The 15,747-nt window shown below is 62.4% G+C and carries 13 protein-coding genes; 3 read left to right on the top strand and 10 right to left on the bottom strand.

Annotated elements, in window-relative coordinates:
- The first annotated feature begins 14 nt into the window (after window positions 1-14).
- Window positions 15-953: a GlxA family transcriptional regulator gene (locus tag HF257_RS24540; RefSeq protein ID WP_185710704.1), complete on the top strand. Its 939-nt coding sequence runs from the start codon at window positions 15-17 to the stop codon at window positions 951-953.
- On the opposite strand, the gene HF257_RS24535 is transcribed toward HF257_RS24540, so the two are convergent.
- From HF257_RS24535 to HF257_RS24525, 3 genes are read right to left on the bottom strand one after another with little or no spacing between them, the layout of a single operon-like run.
- Window positions 940-2,361 carry an aldehyde dehydrogenase family protein gene (locus tag HF257_RS24535; protein ID WP_185710703.1) on the bottom strand — a complete coding sequence of 474 codons (1,422 nt, stop codon included), beginning with the start codon at window positions 2,359-2,361 and terminating at the stop codon, window positions 940-942. The two genes, HF257_RS24540 and HF257_RS24535, sit on opposite strands and share 14 nt — an antisense overlap.
- Complete coding sequence (locus tag HF257_RS24530) at window positions 2,358-3,653, bottom strand: aminotransferase class III-fold pyridoxal phosphate-dependent enzyme (protein ID WP_185710702.1); 1,296 nt, start codon at window positions 3,651-3,653, stop codon at window positions 2,358-2,360. The genes HF257_RS24535 and HF257_RS24530 overlap by 4 nt, the downstream gene beginning before the upstream one ends.
- 12 nt (window positions 3,654-3,665) lie before the next feature.
- Entirely contained in the window at window positions 3,666-5,171 is a 1,506-nt protein-coding gene (locus HF257_RS24525; protein ID WP_185710701.1) for a serine hydrolase domain-containing protein, read from the bottom strand.
- 141 nt (window positions 5,172-5,312) lie between these two features.
- Between HF257_RS24525 and HF257_RS24520 the strand changes: the two genes are divergently transcribed.
- Window positions 5,313-6,191 carry an FCD domain-containing protein gene (locus HF257_RS24520; RefSeq protein WP_185710700.1) on the top strand — a complete coding sequence of 293 codons (879 nt, stop codon included), beginning with the start codon at window positions 5,313-5,315 and terminating at the stop codon, window positions 6,189-6,191.
- A 260-nt stretch (window positions 6,192-6,451) separates the two neighbouring features.
- On the opposite strand, the gene HF257_RS24515 is transcribed toward HF257_RS24520, so the two are convergent.
- The 6 genes from HF257_RS24515 to HF257_RS24490 form a co-directional block, all read right to left on the bottom strand.
- Window positions 6,452-7,690: an OprD family porin gene (locus HF257_RS24515; protein ID WP_408635727.1), complete on the bottom strand. Its 1,239-nt coding sequence runs from the start codon at window positions 7,688-7,690 to the stop codon at window positions 6,452-6,454.
- 155 nt (window positions 7,691-7,845) lie between these two features.
- Window positions 7,846-9,474: an ABC transporter ATP-binding protein gene (locus HF257_RS24510; RefSeq protein WP_185712118.1), complete on the bottom strand. Its 1,629-nt coding sequence runs from the start codon at window positions 9,472-9,474 to the stop codon at window positions 7,846-7,848.
- Window positions 9,475-9,476: 2 nt separating this feature from the next.
- Complete coding sequence (locus tag HF257_RS24505) at window positions 9,477-10,331, bottom strand: ABC transporter permease (RefSeq protein WP_185710697.1); 855 nt, start codon at window positions 10,329-10,331, stop codon at window positions 9,477-9,479.
- Window positions 10,328-11,269, bottom strand: a complete 942-nt coding sequence (locus tag HF257_RS24500) for an ABC transporter permease (protein ID WP_185710696.1) — start codon at window positions 11,267-11,269, stop codon at window positions 10,328-10,330. The genes HF257_RS24505 and HF257_RS24500 overlap by 4 nt, the downstream gene beginning before the upstream one ends.
- A gap of 12 nt (window positions 11,270-11,281) precedes the next feature.
- Complete coding sequence (locus tag HF257_RS24495; RefSeq protein ID WP_198913772.1) at window positions 11,282-12,814, bottom strand: ABC transporter substrate-binding protein; 1,533 nt, start codon at window positions 12,812-12,814, stop codon at window positions 11,282-11,284.
- Window positions 12,815-13,089: 275 nt separating this feature from the next.
- Window positions 13,090-13,596, bottom strand: a complete 507-nt coding sequence (locus HF257_RS24490; protein ID WP_185710694.1) for a GNAT family N-acetyltransferase — start codon at window positions 13,594-13,596, stop codon at window positions 13,090-13,092.
- 180 nt (window positions 13,597-13,776) lie between these two features.
- Here HF257_RS24490 and HF257_RS24485 point away from each other — a divergent pair, with 180 nt between their 5' ends.
- On the top strand, window positions 13,777-14,649 hold the full coding sequence (locus tag HF257_RS24485) for an undecaprenyl-diphosphate phosphatase (protein WP_185710693.1): 873 nt from the start codon (window positions 13,777-13,779) through the stop codon (window positions 14,647-14,649).
- Window positions 14,650-14,781: 132 nt separating this feature from the next.
- Here HF257_RS24485 and HF257_RS24480 read toward each other — a convergent pair whose 3' ends face one another.
- Window positions 14,782-15,744, bottom strand: coding sequence for a Dyp-type peroxidase (locus HF257_RS24480; RefSeq protein WP_185710692.1), 963 nt, complete (start codon window positions 15,742-15,744; stop codon window positions 14,782-14,784).
- Window positions 15,745-15,747: the final 3 nt, after the last annotated feature.

Here is a 15,747-nt window from a genome sequence, read left to right as displayed (position 1 = left end):
CTTGGAGAATGACGATGCACAGCGTTGCGCTGCTGGTTTACCCGAATTTCGAATGCCTGAGCCTCAGCGTGGGCTCGGTGTTCGAATGCGCGAACCTGATGCAGGGCGAGCCGGCCTACGAATTTCACCTGGTGTCGGAAAACGGCGGCGCGGTGATGACTTCCCAGGGTTTTTCGGTGAACACCACGCCGATCCGGCCGCAGGGCTATGACACGCTGATCGTCGGCGGCTACATGGAGTTCCGCCTACCGGAGGCCAACCTGCTGGAACAGGTCAAGACCGCCTCCGCCCAGTCGCGGCGTGTTGCCTCGTTGTGCATGGGCATATTCGTACTGGCCGAGGCCGGCCTGCTGGAAGGCAAGCGCACCACTACCCACTGGATTCACGCGCCGGCCTTTCGCAAGCGCTACCCGCATATTCATCTGGAAGAAGACAAATTGTTCGTCGTGGACGGCCAGGTGTGGACCGGCGCGGGCATGAGCGCCGGCGTCGACCTGGCGCTGGCGATGGTGGAGAACGACCTGGGCAGCGACCTCGCCCGGCGTATTGCACGCAAACTGGTGATCGCCCAGCGTCGGGGCAGCGAGCAGTCGCAGTTGTCAGCCTTGCTGGAACTGGACCCCAAATCCGACCGCGTGCAACTGGCCCTGGCCTACGCCCGCGAGAACCTCACCCACGATTTGTCGGTGGATGCCTTGGCCGACGTGGCGCGCCTCAGCCCCCGCCAGTTCAGCCGGGTATTTCGCGAAGAAACCGGGCAGACGCCGGCCAAGGCCATCGAGTCGCTGCGGGTGGAAGCCGCGCGGGCACTGATGGAAACCAGCCGGCATCCAGTGGAAGTGGTAGCCCGCGAAACCGGCTTCGGTGATCGCGAGCGCATGCGCCAGGCGTTCCTGCGCGCCTTCGGCCAACCGCCGAAGGCAATGCAGCAGGCGCTGTTCAACCCGGTTTAGGTTGGTAGCCAAACAGCGACTTCACTTCCAGGTAGTCTTCCAAACCAAATACGCCCCACTCGCGCCCGTTGCCCGACTGTTTGTACCCGCCAAACGGCGCGCCATTGTCGGCCTTGCTGCCATTGAGATGGACCATACCGGTACGCAAGCGCCGCGCCACGGCCCGCGCCCGTTCCAGGCTGCCAGCGGTGACATAACCTGACAGGCCGTAGGGGCTGTCATTGGCGAGGGCGATGGCCTGCTCCTCGCTGTCGTAGGGAATGATCACCAGCACCGGCCCGAACACTTCTTCACGGGCAATGGGCGAATTCGGGTCGACATCGGCAAACACCGTGGGCCGCGCATAGAACCCTGTCGTCACGCCTTCGGGCCGCCCCACGCCGCCGCATACCGGCGGCGCATCCACGGCGCCGAGCACCCCCTGCACCCGTTCGAACTGCGCCTGGTTGGCCAAGGGGCCCATGGCCGTCGCCGGGAGGCTGTCATCGAAGCAGATACCGGCGGCGACGTCCTGGGCAATCTCCACGGCGCGGGCCTGAAGCGCACGCGGCACCAACATTCGCGTCGGTGCATTGCAAGACTGCCCACTGTTGCGAAAACAACTGCTCACGCCGTGGCGCACCGCCGCATCGAGGTCGGCATCCGCCAGGATCAGGTTGGCCGACTTGCCGCCCAGCTCCTGGGACACGCGCTTGACCGTGTCCGCCGCCGCCTTGGCCACCGCGATACCCGCGCCGGTTGAGCCAGTAAACGAGACCATATCGATGTCGGCGTGCCGGGCAATACCGTCGCCAATCGTCGGCCCATCGCCGTTGACCAGGTTGAACACGCCCTTGGGCACGCCGGCCTGATGCAGGATATCCGCGAGCAGCAGGGCTGAGAGCGGCGCTTTTTCACTCGGTTTGAGCACCACCGTGCACCCCGCCGCCAACGCCGGAGCGAGCTTGCAGGTAAGTTGGTTGAGCGGCCAATTCCACGGCGTGATCAGGCCGCACACACCGATCGGCTCGCGGCTGATCAGCGTGCTGCCGTGGGGCTGGTCGAACACGTAGTCCTTGAGCACCTCATAGGCACGCTGCAGGTGGCCCAACCCTGCCGGCACGTGCGCGCTGCGCGCCAGCGATAACGGCGCGCCCATTTCCTGGTGCACACACAGCGCCAAGGCCTCGCTGTGCTGGCGATAACCGTCGATGATCGCCGCCAGCAGTTCCAGGCGCTGTTCACGCGGCCACTGCGCGTAGCTGTCAAACGCGCGCCTGGCCGCTGCCACGGCCAGGTCAAGATCGGCAACGGTGCCCAGGCTGATGGTCGCGACGGTGCGCTCGGTGGCGGGATCGATCACCGGTAGGGTTTCACTGCCCAATGGCTTGACCCACGCACCGTCGATGTAAAAGTCCAGGGTGTTCATCGGGTCGCCTCGATCGCCTTGGCCAAGGTGCCGAACACCCGGTCGATCTGTTCTTCGCTGATGATCAACGGCGGCGACAGTACGATGTTTTCTCCAGAAGCGCGCACCAGCACACCCGCGTCAAAACAGCGTTGGGCCACTTCGGTAGCCCTGGCACCCGGCGCGCCCTCGCGGGGTTTGAGTTCGACCGCGCACAGCAGGCCGATGGCACGCACGTCCTGCACCAATGGGTTATCACCTAGCGCCAGCGCGGTGGTTTGCCACAGTGGTGCAATCTGCTGCACATGGGCGTTGATACCCAGTTCCTCGTGCACCTCCAGTGTCGCCAACGCGGCAGCGCAGGCCAGCGGGTGGGCGGAATAGGTGTAGCCGTGCATCAACTCGATGGCCTGTTCCGGGCCTTGCATAAAGGCCTCGTACACCGCGCCGCTGACCAACACCCCGCCCATGGGCACGGCGCCGTTGGTGAGCCCTTTGGCCAGGCTCATCAGGTCCGGTGTGACACCGAACGCCTGGGCGGCGAACGAATGCCCGACGCGGCCGAAACCGGTGATGACCTCGTCGAAAATCAGCAACACGCCATGGCGATCACATATCTCACGTAGTTTCTGCAGATAACCCAACGGCGGCGCATACACCCCGCCGGAACCGGTGACCGGCTCGACAATCACCGCCGCCACGGTGGCCGGGTCATGCACCTCCAACAGCTGCAGCAATGCATCGGCGTAGTGCGCGCCCTGCTCCGGCTGGCCGCGACTGAAACGCGAACCCGCATCGTAGGGCAGCGGCAAGTGCGCGACATCGCCAAGCAACGGGCCAAAGTCGCGTTTCTGCCGACCAATCCCCGACACCGACAAACCACCGAAGCCCATGCCGTGATAGCCCTTGGCGCGGCCGATGAATTTGGTCCGCCGGCAATCACCCCGCGCCTGATGATAGGCCCTGGCGATTTTCAGCGCGGTGTCCACCGCCTCTGAACCGGAGTTGGTAAAGAACACCTTGTCCAGGCCCGCCGGGGCGGTCGCCACCAACCGGTCGGCCAGGTTCAGCGCCGCCGGGTGGCTCATCTTGAACGAGGACACAAAGTCCAGGCGCCCCGCCGCTTCACGAATCGCCTCGACGATCCGCGCCTGGCCGTGGCCGGCATTGACGCACCACAGCCCGGCCATGGCATCCAGCACATCACGTCCTTCTGGGGTGGTGTAGTGCATGCCGGCGGCGCGGTCGAACAGCATCGGCTGGCGGTTGAACGGGCGCATTGCGGTAAACGGGGCCCACAGGGAAGAGGTCATGGGGTGTACTCCTTAAAGCTGGATTCGCGAACCGGTCAGGGTTGGTCGTTGCAAGGCGCCGGCGTTGGTGTTGACGCCACGATCAAAGCGCAGCCTCCCATCCTGCACGCGACAGGTGACGTGATCGCCGAAAGCGGTTTCGACAAAGCGCCAATCCATCAGCAGTTCGCCTTCGGTGGACCAGCAGGCCTGGGCGACCACCGGGGTCTGTTCCGGTTGGTATTGGTGGTGCAAGTAGTTGCCGGTGATGCTGGTAATGCTCTCAACCGGCTGCTGGAAACCGGCGCGTACGTGGTGCGTGCCACGGTGGTCCACCAGGGTGAAATCGCAATGGTCGCCCAGGAAATCGAAGGCGATTTCGCGCACGCCGTCTTCGTTCGGCTCAATCGCAAAACGGCCGTGGAGCGCGCTGCTGGCGGGTGAGGTTTTCAGCCCTTGCAGGGTCGGCAAGTGCAGGTTGTCGAGCAGCGTATCCAGTTGTGCCTGGCTGGCCGGGGCGTCTTTGGCCGTGCGGCCCAATGCTGGAAACAGGTGCTGCCACAGCGCGGCGTGCAGGCGTTTTTCGCCCAGGCGCAGGCCACAGGTGAAGACCATCACCGTGTCCTGGTCCGGCAGCACCATGCACTGCTGGCCGAACACGCCAGAGGCGTAATAGCCGCCGTGTTCGGTCATCCACCATTGGTAGCCATAGCCTTCGCGCTGGGCCTCATTGGCCTTGTTCTTGTCGCGCGGCAGGTATTGCTTGCCGTCGAACTCGCCCATCCACACGTCCTCCACCTGGTTGCGCGTGGCATTGGCCACCCACTGCGGCGACAACAACTGGCGCCCCTGCCATTGGCCGTGGTTGAGGTGCAGCACGCCGAATTTCAGCGAGTCTTCGCTGGTGCAGCTCAAGCCATTGCCACCGGAATTGAAACCGCCAGGGGCCAGGTCCCACTCCAGGTGATCAAGCCCCAAGTGATCGAGGACGCGTTCCTGTAACAACGCGTGCATCGTTTGCCCGGTGACCTGGGTGACGATGGCCGACAACATGAAGCTCGACGCACTGCTGTAGATAAACGACTGGCCCGGCGGCTCATCCACCGGCTCATTGAGAAACGCCTCGACCCAGCTGCTTTGCAGGTTGCGCCAGTCGCCGCCGGAGATGCCACGGGTATGACCGGTGCGCATGGTCAGCAGGTCCTGCACGGTCATCGCCGCAAGGTTGGCGCTGATCGGTTGCGGGCATAGCTCGGGGAAGAAGCTGACCACCTTGGCCTCCAGGCTCAGGCGACCGTCGTCGATCAACAGGCCGACGGCCGTGGCGGTCCAGCTCTTGGTTGCCGAATGCTGCACGTGCATGCGATGCGCCGCATACGGCTGCCAGTACGCCTCGACCACCACGGCGCCCTGGCGATAGAGCAGGAAACTGTGCAGCTCAAGGCCCGTCTCGGCGACGGCCTGGAGGAAGTCGACAACGCCGGCCGGGTCGACGCCGCAGTCGTCGGGCAAGGCTCTGGGCAGCGGGATGTAGGTCATGATGGGTCCTCAATAATGTTTTTATATTTCAAATAATGCAGATAAAGATTTGTTCGCTGCGGCCCAGATGTATTTGAGCCCTCTATAATCCAGACTTTCCGGGTATCCTTGCCTCCCCTGTCACAGGAACGATCGCGCGCCATGTCCCAACTCACCTCGCTGCAGACCAAAGTCGCCGGCCAGATCCTGGCCGCCATCACCAGCGGCGACCTGCAACCCGGCCTGCACCTCAAAGAAGTGGAACTGGCCCAGCGCCTGGGCGTATCGCGCTCGCCCATCCGCAGCGCGCTGGTGTACCTGGCCGAGCAGAAAGCCATCGAACCGCTGCCCCAACAGGGCTATCGCGTACCGCTCGAAGCGGCGGACGGCCGGGTGCAACAGCTCACGCCGTTGCATAACGAAGAGGACGATCTGTACACCCGGTTGATCGACGACCGACTGAACCAGGTACTGCCCGACCAGATTTCCGAGAGCGACCTGCTGCGCCGCTACGGTGTCGGCAAAAGCGTGCTGCGCCGCTGCCTGCTGCGCCTGTCGGATGAAGGCGTGATGCAGCGCAAGCACGGCCACGGCTGGCAGTTCCTGCCGACCCTGAACAGCCCGCAGACGCGCTTCGAGAGCTACCGCTTTCGCATGCTGCTGGAACCGGCCGGGCTGCTGGAGCCGACCTTCAAGATCAACCCCGAGCAATTCCGCCGCTGCCGCGAACGTCAGATGGAACTGTTGGAAGGCAAGGTGGATGGCCAACGCTTTATCGAATACAACGCCGAATTCCACGAACTGCTGGCAGCGGCCTCCGGCAATGGCTACATCCTGCAAGCCATCCAGCAACAAAACCGCCTGCGCCGACTGACCGAGTTCCACACCGTGAACAACCCGGAGCGGGTCAAGGTGTCGTGCTGTGAGCACTTGGCGATCCTGGATGCGCTGGAGCAAGGCGATAACGAATGGGCGTCGACGCTGTTGCATCGACATTTGGATGTGGCGAGCAAGTTGCGGGTGGCGAGGAATAAGGGCTAATGAGATGGGCGCCGTTCTGGAAGACCGAGGCGCGGCCTTCGCGAGCAAGCCCGCTCCCACATTTGGAAAGCGTTCGCTAGTCAATATCGGTCGGCTATAAGGCCGCCGCGCTTTGGCTTTGGCTTTTGATCTTGATCTGAGTCGCCCCGTTAAACCACGCTGGCCGAACGCAGGCTTGAATCCGTGGGTAACCCGGCAGGACGCCGGGTTAGCCGCGCAGGGCCAAGCAATGGATATGTACTGCGCCCCAAGCATGCGCATTACCAGAGCGCCACGGTATAACCAACAATCACCCGGTTCTCATTCATGTCCCGGAAATAGTTGGCCTTGCTCAACCCATTGCGCCAACGCAACGACACCCCTTTAAGCGCCCCAGACTGAAACACATAACCCAGGTCGATATCCCGCTCCCACTCACGCCCCTCCCCCGCAAACCCCTTCACCTCGGCCTGGTCACCCTTGGCCCAACGCGTCGAAAACGTCAGCCCCGGCACACCCAGCGCAGCAAAGTCAAAGTCATAACGCGCATGCCACACCCGCTCATTGGTCTGCGAGAAGTTGCTCAACTGGTACTCGGAAAACAGGTAGGTATTGGTCCCGTCCACATAGGTAAACGGCGTCTGCCCATACTGCTCCTGATAACCCCCGCCAACGCTGTGGCCCTTGTAGCTGAACATCGCCCGCGTACTCAGCGCGCGGTTGTCCACCTTGCCGGCCAGGCCCGCGCCGGACTTGTCGGCATCGAAGTAACGGATATCGGTCTTGAGCGTGCCGCCGCCCAAGGCAAAGCTGTTTTTCACGCCCACGAAGTGCTGCTGGTAGATGTCCTCCAATTGCGCAAAGTGGTAGCTCAGGGTCATGCCCGGCGTGAGCTTGTAATCGCCGCCGGCAAAGCGGAAGCGGTCGCTCTTGGCGGTGCTTTTGTAGGCGCCGCTCTGGCTGGTCAGTGCCATGTCTTCGTAATCGGTGGACTCGCGCTGCTTGGTCTGGTCGATCTGCCCGCCGATCAGGGCCAACCCGGCAATGTCCGTGGACGTCACCTGGGTGCCGCGAAAGGTCTGCGGGAACAAGCGGCTGGTGTTGGGCTGCAAGGTAGGCAAATCGGGCAGCAGGTAGCCGCTGCGCAACTCGCTCTGGGCAAAGCGCACCTTGCCGGTCACGCCATACTTGGAGTACTCGTCATGGGCACGCTTGGCATAACTGGGCTTGCCCGGCGTGGCGTCGTTGTCCCGCGACAACAAGCCCGAACCGGAACGGTCCGGGCTGGAATCGAGTTTCAGGCCGAGCATGCCAACCACGTCCACACCAAAACCCACGGTGCCTTCGGTAAACCCCGACTTGAGGTTGAGGATGAAACCCTGGGCCCATTCCTCGCGCTTGGATTGCCCCGCGTCTTCCCGGTAATCGCGATTGAAGTAGTAGTTCTTCAGGTCCAGATCTGCCTTGCTGTCCTTGATGAAGTCAGCCTGCGCCGGGGCGCACAGCAGGCCCCCGCTCATAAGGCCGACGCCTTTCAAGATCAGGTTGAGATTGTTGTTGTGCATGTTCTTGGCTCCTGGCAGTCGTTTGGGGTGAGTAGGTCTTATTGTTTTTTGGGCACGACATTCCCCATCGCGCAGGTTCAAAAGCCTGCGCGCCGGGTGAAATCAGGGGATCAGATCGCCGGGCGTATTCGGTAGCCGCCGTCCGGCAATTTCTCCAGCGGGCTGGCGGCGGCCAGCAATTGCCGGGTGTACGGATGCTGTGGGTGATCGAAGATCTGCTCGCGCGTGCCCACTTCCACCACATTGCCCTGGTGCATCACCGCCACCCGATGGGCGATGCGCTCCACCGCTGCCAGGTCATGGGAAATGAACAGGCAGGCAAAGCCGTATTGCAGCTGCAAGCGTTCGAACAGTTCGAGGATCTGCTTCTGGATAGTCATGTCCAGGGCCGAGATCGGCTCGTCGGCGATCACCAATTGCGGGTGGCGCACCAGGGCCCGGCCGATGGCCACGCGCTGGCGTTGGCCGCCGGACAGTTGATGGGGAAAGCGCTCGACAAACTGCTCGCCGAGGCCAATGTCCCTGAGGGTTTGCGTCACCCGTTCACGGCGCTCGGCGGCGTTGAGGCCGGGCTCGTGGCGCAGGGGTTCGGCGAGGATTTCGCCGATCTTCATCCGGGGGTTCAAGGACGAATACGGGTCCTGGAATATCATTTGGCATTGCAGGCGATGGGTGCGGTTGGCAGCCTTGAGGATATCCACGCCCTTGAAGCGAATCGCCCCGGCACACGGTTTGATCAGCCCCACCAGCGAGCGCCCGAGGGTGGTCTTGCCCGAGCCACTGCCCCCCACCAGCGCCAGGGTTTCGCCGGGGGCGCTCACCAGGCTGGCGGAATGCACCACGCGGTTGAACTGGCGCTTGCCCCAGAACGAGGTCGGCCCAGGATACTCGATGCACACCTGGTCCACCTCGACCAACGGCCCGTTGCTGGCCGGCAGTGGTGCCAGCACGCCGCGACGCGGCAAGGCTTCCAGCAGTTGCCGGGTGTATTCGGCCTTGGGCGCCAGCAGGATGTCTTCGGTAGTGCCCTGTTCCACCGCCTTGCCATGGCGCATCACCACCACCTTGTGGGCATAGCGGGCGACCAGGGACAGGTCATGGCTGATAAACAGGATGGCGGTGCCCTGCTCGCGGGTCAGTTCGAGCATCAACTCGATCACGTCCAGTTGCGCCAGGCAGTCCAGCGCCGTAGTGGGCTCGTCGGCGATCAACAGCGCTGGGCGCAGCAACATTACCGAGGCCAACATGATGCGCTGGCGCATACCGCCGGAGAATTGGTGCGGATAGGACTCCAGGCAACGTTCCGCCGCCTTGATGCCGATGCGGCGCAGCATGGTCAGGCAGCGCTCGCGGATCTGCGGCGGTTCAAGATCGGTATGCAGCTTGAGCGCTTCGCTCATCTGTTGGCCGATCTTCAACGCAGGGTTGAGCGACACCATAGGCTCCTGGAACACCATGCCGATGCTCGCACCACGAATGCCGCGCAGTTCCTCGGTGCTCACGCTGGCCAGGTCGCGTCCCTGGAAATCCAGGCGCCCGCCGCATACTTGCATCGGCAACGGCAGCAAGCCGATGGCGGCGCGGGCGGCCATGGTCTTGCCGCTGCCGGACTCGCCCACCAGCGCCACGATCTCACCCGGCGCGATGCTGAAACTCAAGTCATCCACCGCCAGCGGGCCGTGCTCACCCACACGAATTTTCAGGTGTTCCACGTTCAGCAAAACAGGATTGGCCGACATGTTCATTTCCTCATCCGCGGGTCGAGGCGATCACGCAGTGCATCGCCAAACAGGTTGATCGCCAGTAGCGTCAGGCAGATAAACAGCCCGGGGAACACACCCAGCCACGGCGCCGAGGCGATGTACGGCCGGCTGCTGGCGAGCATGTTGCCCCAGGTCGCCGCCGGTGGCGGCACGCCAAGGCCGAGGAAACTCAAGGCACTTTCCGACAGCAATGCCCAACCGAACATGCTGGTGGCCAGCACGCACAACGGCGCCAGGCAGTTCGGCGCAATGTGCCGCAGCATGGTGTACAGCTCGGAGTTGCCAATCACCCGTGAAGCCTCGATGTACTCCAGTTCACGCAGGGACAGCACCGTGCCGCGCACCACTCGCACCACTGACGGCGTGTAGGCAATGCCCAGGGCCAGGACAATGCCGTACTTGCTCGCGCCGATAATCGCCATGATGCCCAGCGCCATGAGGATGCCGGGGAATGCCAGCAACGCATCGTTGAACATCATCAGCACGCGGTCGGTCCAGCCACGCAGGTAACCGGCGAGCATGCCGATCAGGGTGCCCGCCATCACAGCGACGCTGACCGTCAGCAAGCTCACCCACAAACTGGTGCGCGCACCGATCAGCAAACGGCTGAACACATCGCGGCCAAACTCGTCGGTGCCCAGCCAGTGGACGGCCGAGGGCGCCTGGAAGCGCGACAGCAGGTCGATCTTCAGCGGGTCGAACGGCGACCACACCAACCCCATCAACGCCAGGGCAACCAATGCCACCAGCAGCCCGCCGCCGATCAAGGCGTTGGCCGGTGCCCAGGCGCGGCGGCGCTTGGCGGGTGCCGGCACGGCAATCGTCGAACTCATAACTTCACCCTTGGATCGAACAGCGGATAGAGCAGATCCACACACAGGTTGACCAGCACGTAGATAAAGGTGATCAGCAGCAGGCAGCCCTGCAGCACCGGGTAGTCGCGGGCGAAAATCGCATCCACCATCAAGCGGCCGATACCTGGCAGGGTGAACACGGTTTCCAGCACGGCAATGCCGCCCAACAGGTTGCCGAGGATCAACCCCACCAAGGTCCAAGTGGGCGCGAAGGCGTTGGGCAAGGCGTGCTTCCACAACACCGCACGCTCCGACAACCCCTTGGCCCTGGCATGGGCGATGTATTCCAGGCGCAGCACTTCGATGGTGCTGGCCCGCGCCATGCGGGTGATCGCGCCGACTTCCACCAACGTCAGGGTGACGACCGGCAGCACCATGTAGCTCATGGCTTGCCACGGTGCCTGGGCAAAACTGACGTAGCCCACCACCGGCAACCAGCCCAGCTGGATGCCGAAAGCGTGCAGCAACAGCAAGCCAAGCCAGAAGCTGGGGATCGACAGCAACAAGGTCGCCACGGACACCAGCCCCAGGTCGAGCGCGCTGTTTTGCTTCCACGCGGCGATCAGGCCGATCGGTACCGCGATCAACGTGGCCAGCAACACCGCCACCAGCACGATGGTCGCGCTGACGCTGAACCGGTCCAGGATCAGCGGCAACACCGCCTGCTTGGTGCTGATAGAGAACCCGAGGTCAAAGCTCAACACGGCCTTGAACCAGATCAGGAACTGGGTCACCAACGAGTGATCCAGGCCCAGGGTGTGGCGCATATCGGCCAGGCTTTGCGGGTCGGCCATATCGCCGAGCATCAACAACGCCGGGTCGCCCGGGATCAGCCGGATCAAGGCGAACACCATTACCGAAATCAGCAACAGTGTAGGGATCGCCATCCCGAATTTTTGCAGGATAAAACGCAACATGCTCAGGCCTCGTTACTGTGCCGCGAGGCTGACGCCCCACAACCGTGGCGACGACACCGGCCACGAATGGAAGCCCTTGACGCTGTCGCGCAGCGCTGCGGCGACCGTGCCGTTGTAGATGATCACCATCGGCGTGTCGTGGATCATCATCGTGTGCAGTTGGTCGAACAACGCCTGGCGCTTGGCCGTGTCGCTCTCACGCACCGCCTCGCGCAGCACCGCCTGGGCCTGGGGGTTGTCCCAGACTTTGCGCGGTTCCTTGGTCTTGTCGCCCATCAACGAGTCGAAGCTGGTGGCCGGGTCCAGGCGCGACGAATAAGAGAACGCCATCATCTGATAGTTGCCGCTTTGGTAACGCTCGAGCTGGGTGCCCCACTCCAGGGTTTCCATCTGGATATTCAAGCCGCTGGCCACTGCCATTGCCTGACTGAGCAGGCCCATGTCGAACATCTGCGAGTAGCGTTTGTTGACGATCATCTTGATCGGCTGGCCGTTGTAGCCGGCCTCTTTCAACAGGTGCTGGGCTTGCTGCGGGTCGTAGTGGTAACCCTGCTTGGCGGTGGCGCTGTAGAACGGGCTGGTTTGCGGGATTGCCGAGTTGTTCGGCTCGGAGGTGCCGTTGGACAGCGCGGTGACCATCTGCCCGTAGTCGAGGGATGCAGCGATGGCCTGGCGGATGCGCACATCCTTGAGCAGCGGGTCGTTGGTCTGGAACAACAAGCCACAGATGGCCATGATCGGGCTGAAGGAGATCTGCACGCCCGGCCTGGCCTTCAGTTCTTCGGCATCGCTGGCGCTGACGTTGGGCAGCAGGTCGATATTGTTGGACATCAAGGCCGCCTTGGCCGATGACGGGTCCGGGATCACCATGAAACGCAAGTCATCCACCAGCGCCTGCTTCTTGCCGGTGAAGCCGTCCGGCCCCGCCTCGACACGTGGGCTGTAGTCCTTGAAGCGTGACAGCACGACATATTGGCCGGGTTTCCATTCGGTAAGGCTGAACGGGCCGGTGCCGATGGGCGCCTTCCAACTGCCGTCCGCCGCCAGCGAGTCGCGATGCAGGATGCCGCTGCCGCCGCAATCGGGGCGTGCCATCGAGGCCAGGAACAGGCCGCTCGGCTGGTCGAGGTGGAAGACCACGGTGAGCGGGTCCGGCGTGTCGATACCGGTGATCTTCGCCCCGCCACGGCCATCGAACTCAGCCAGGCAACGCCATTGGGTCTTGGGATTCAAGTAGCGCTCCCAGGTCCATTTCACGTCCTCGGCGGTCAGGGTTGAGCCGTTCTGGAAGTGCACGCCTTCACGCAGCTTGAAGGTGTAAGTCATGCCGTCACCGGAGTGTTGCACTTCACGGGCCAGCAACGGGCCGACGGAGGCGTCTTCGCGGTGGGCCACCAGGCCCTCGACGATGTGCAGCATCACGGTGTCGGTATTTTCGTCGCGGTTGACGCCAGGTTCTGTGCTGCGGATATCGGCGTTCAAGCCCACGCGCAAAGTGGTCTGGGCCTGCGCAAGGCCGGCGCCGAATGCGAGGGTGGCGCACAGCGTTCCATTGAGTAAGCGATTCACGGGAGACGTTCTCCTTCGCTGCAAAGACCGGCCTGGGGCAGGAGCCGGCTTCAAGCCTGTATTAGGTCGTTGTTGTTATGGCCTGACAGGAGTCAGGGCCGCGGATGATTTTTGTTTTTTTAAATTCGCCGGGACATATTCACAGCAAGCACACTGCTTGTAAATGTTTTTTTATGCATATAAAAACATTGATTACGAAAGCGCAGACAAAAAAAAGAGGCCGAAGCCTCTTCCTGTGGAACCACCGCCACTTAATGCAGCGCAGCCCGCGTGATCAGGTAGCTCACCAATTGCGGGTCGTCGTCCAGCTCCAGGCTCTGCACCGGGCGCGGCAAGTTATCCAGCACCGTGCGCCAGAACGCCTGGGACACTTCGTCCTGGTCATAGAAACGCACCAGCCAATTGGCCTCGCCGCTGCACAACACCTGGCTGGCGATGGCACGACCGATGCCTTTGCGGCGGTAGCGTTTGAGGATGAACAGGTCAGCCAGCTCCAGGGCGTCGATGCCCGGCAACTCGCTGCCTTCGATCAACAGGAAGCCGGCGATATAACCATCCACCAGCAGCAGGTTGGCGCTCCACTGCGGGTCTTCCCAGTAACGCACCAGGTGCTCGTCGTGGATGTAAAAACGCCCATCGGCCTCGACATCTTCCTGCTCCCAGTCCGACGACTCGTAGGCGTAATACTGATAGAGATTGCGGATCAGCTCGGCATCATCAGGGCCGGTCTGGATCAATTCGACGGTGGTTTCAGGCATGGGACTCTCGGTGAAAAAACGCAGGGCGCCATTGTTCACAAAACCCCTGCACAGGCCAATACATTGTCCAACCTTTCTGTTTGCTGAACCGATTGCGGATTTGCGCTGGCCCACCCAAAATCTTGAAACATTTAGAATAAACTTCGCCCAAATCGGTTTTTACTTTTGAGGGCACGTATTTTGACCAACGTCTGTTCCGCCGGCCTGGATGTGGGTTTTGCCTCCCTGGACTACCTGCAGATTTTCATCCTGGGCGTGATCCAGGGCATCACCGAACTGTTGCCGGTGTCGTCCACCGCCCACATGCGTGTGGTGCCCGCGCTGCTTGGCTGGCAAGACCCCGGCTCGGCGTTTTCGGCAGCCATGCAGTTGGCAGCTCTGGCGGCGGTGGTCAGTTACTTTTGGCGCGACGTGCGCCAGGTGACAACCGGCAGCATCGGTGCAGTGCGTCGGGGTGACTACAACGACCGTTGGTTCAAACTGGCAGTGGCAATCGTGTTGGCGACCATCCCTATCGGTATTGCCGGCCTCGCGTTGTCCTCGACCCTGAACGCGTGCAACTCGCCGCTGCGTGGGCTGATGGTGATCGGCATTTCCTGCGTGGTCATGGCGGTGCTGTTGGCGGTGGCGGAAGTGCGTGCGCGCCATACGCGGGAAGTCAGTGAAATGCGCCTGCGCGATGCGTTGATCGTGGGCATTGCGCAGATTGGTGCGCTGATTCCGGGCGTTTCGCGTTCCGGCTCGACCCTGACCGCCGCGCTGTTCCTCAACTTCAAGCGTGAGGAAGCGGCGCGCTTTTCCTTCCTGCTGGGCCTGCCGGCGATTGCCCTCGCCGGCTTGAAAGAGCTGTGGGTGCTGCTGCACGCCGACATGCCCGCCCACGCCTGGCCGCATTTGTTGTTTGGACTGGTGGTGGCCAGCATCTCGGCGTTTTTTGCGATCTGGGGATTGATGAAGTTCCTGGAACGCTTCTCGACTTGGCCGTTTGTGATCTACCGGGCGTTGTTGGGGGTGTTCCTGATTGTGGCGGTGAGTACCGGTTTGCTGAGCTGACACGTTTCTAAAACCAGCGAAAACTCAATGTGGGAGCGGGCTTGCTCGCGAATGCGGTGTATCAGTCAGCACATCTGATACTGACACACCGTATTCGCGAGCAAGCCCGCTCCCACATTTGAAGTGTGTTGACTATAAATCTGTTGTTCGCTCGGCCAACTCTTCAAGCAGATCCGCCGAGGGCACGAAGAACAATCCACCGGTCACTGCGGTGCTGAAGTCCAGCAAGCGATCATAGTTGCCCACCGGCCGGCCGACGAACATGTTCTCCAGCATCAACTCCAACGGCTGCGGCGAACGCGCATAGCCGATGAAATAGGTGCCGAACTCCCCCGCACCCGGTCGGCCGAAGGGCATGTTGTCGCGCAGGATCTTCACTTCTTCGCCGTTCTCATCCGTGATCACAGTGAGCGCGCTGTGGGAATTGCTCGGCTTGGTCTCATCGTCCAGCTCGATATCCGACAACTTGGTACGCCCGATCACTTTTTCCTGGGCTTCCACCGTCAGGCCGTTCCAGGCCGTCATGTTGTGCAGGTACTTCTGCACCAGCACATAGCTGCCACCTCGGAATTCGCGGTCTTCATCACCGACGATGGTGAAGCCCTCGGCCTTGCGCCCCACCGGGTTCTCGGTGCCGTCGACAAAGCCGATGATGCTGCGCATATCGAAGTAGCGGAAGCCCTGGACCTCATCCACCACCTTGACGCTGTCGCCCAGTGCCGCCATCAATTGAGTGGCCAGTTCAAAGCACAGGTCCATCTGTTCGGCGCGGATATGCAGCAGGATATCCCCAGGTGTCGACACGGCTTTGCGCCCTTGCACACCGAACTCGCGAAACGGGTGCAGCGCCGCCGGACGCGGTGCGCCGAATAGCCGATCCCAGGCATCCGAGCCAAACCCGCACACGCACGTGAGGTTGCCTGCCGGCACGCGCTTGCCCACCGAGCGCACTAGCCCGGCGATATCGGCGCACCAGCCACGCACAGTGTCCTCACTGCCGGGAGCGAGGGTGGCGACCATGAAAATCGCGCTGCTGGTGATCGGGTGGCATACGGACTGCGGTTCGAGAGGCGGCTCAACAGAGGATGGGGTCATGGT

Source organism: Pseudomonas cremoris (assembly GCF_014230465.1).
The sequence above is the reverse complement of the archived record's forward strand: the minus strand, read 5'-3'. Positions and strand labels throughout refer to the sequence as shown.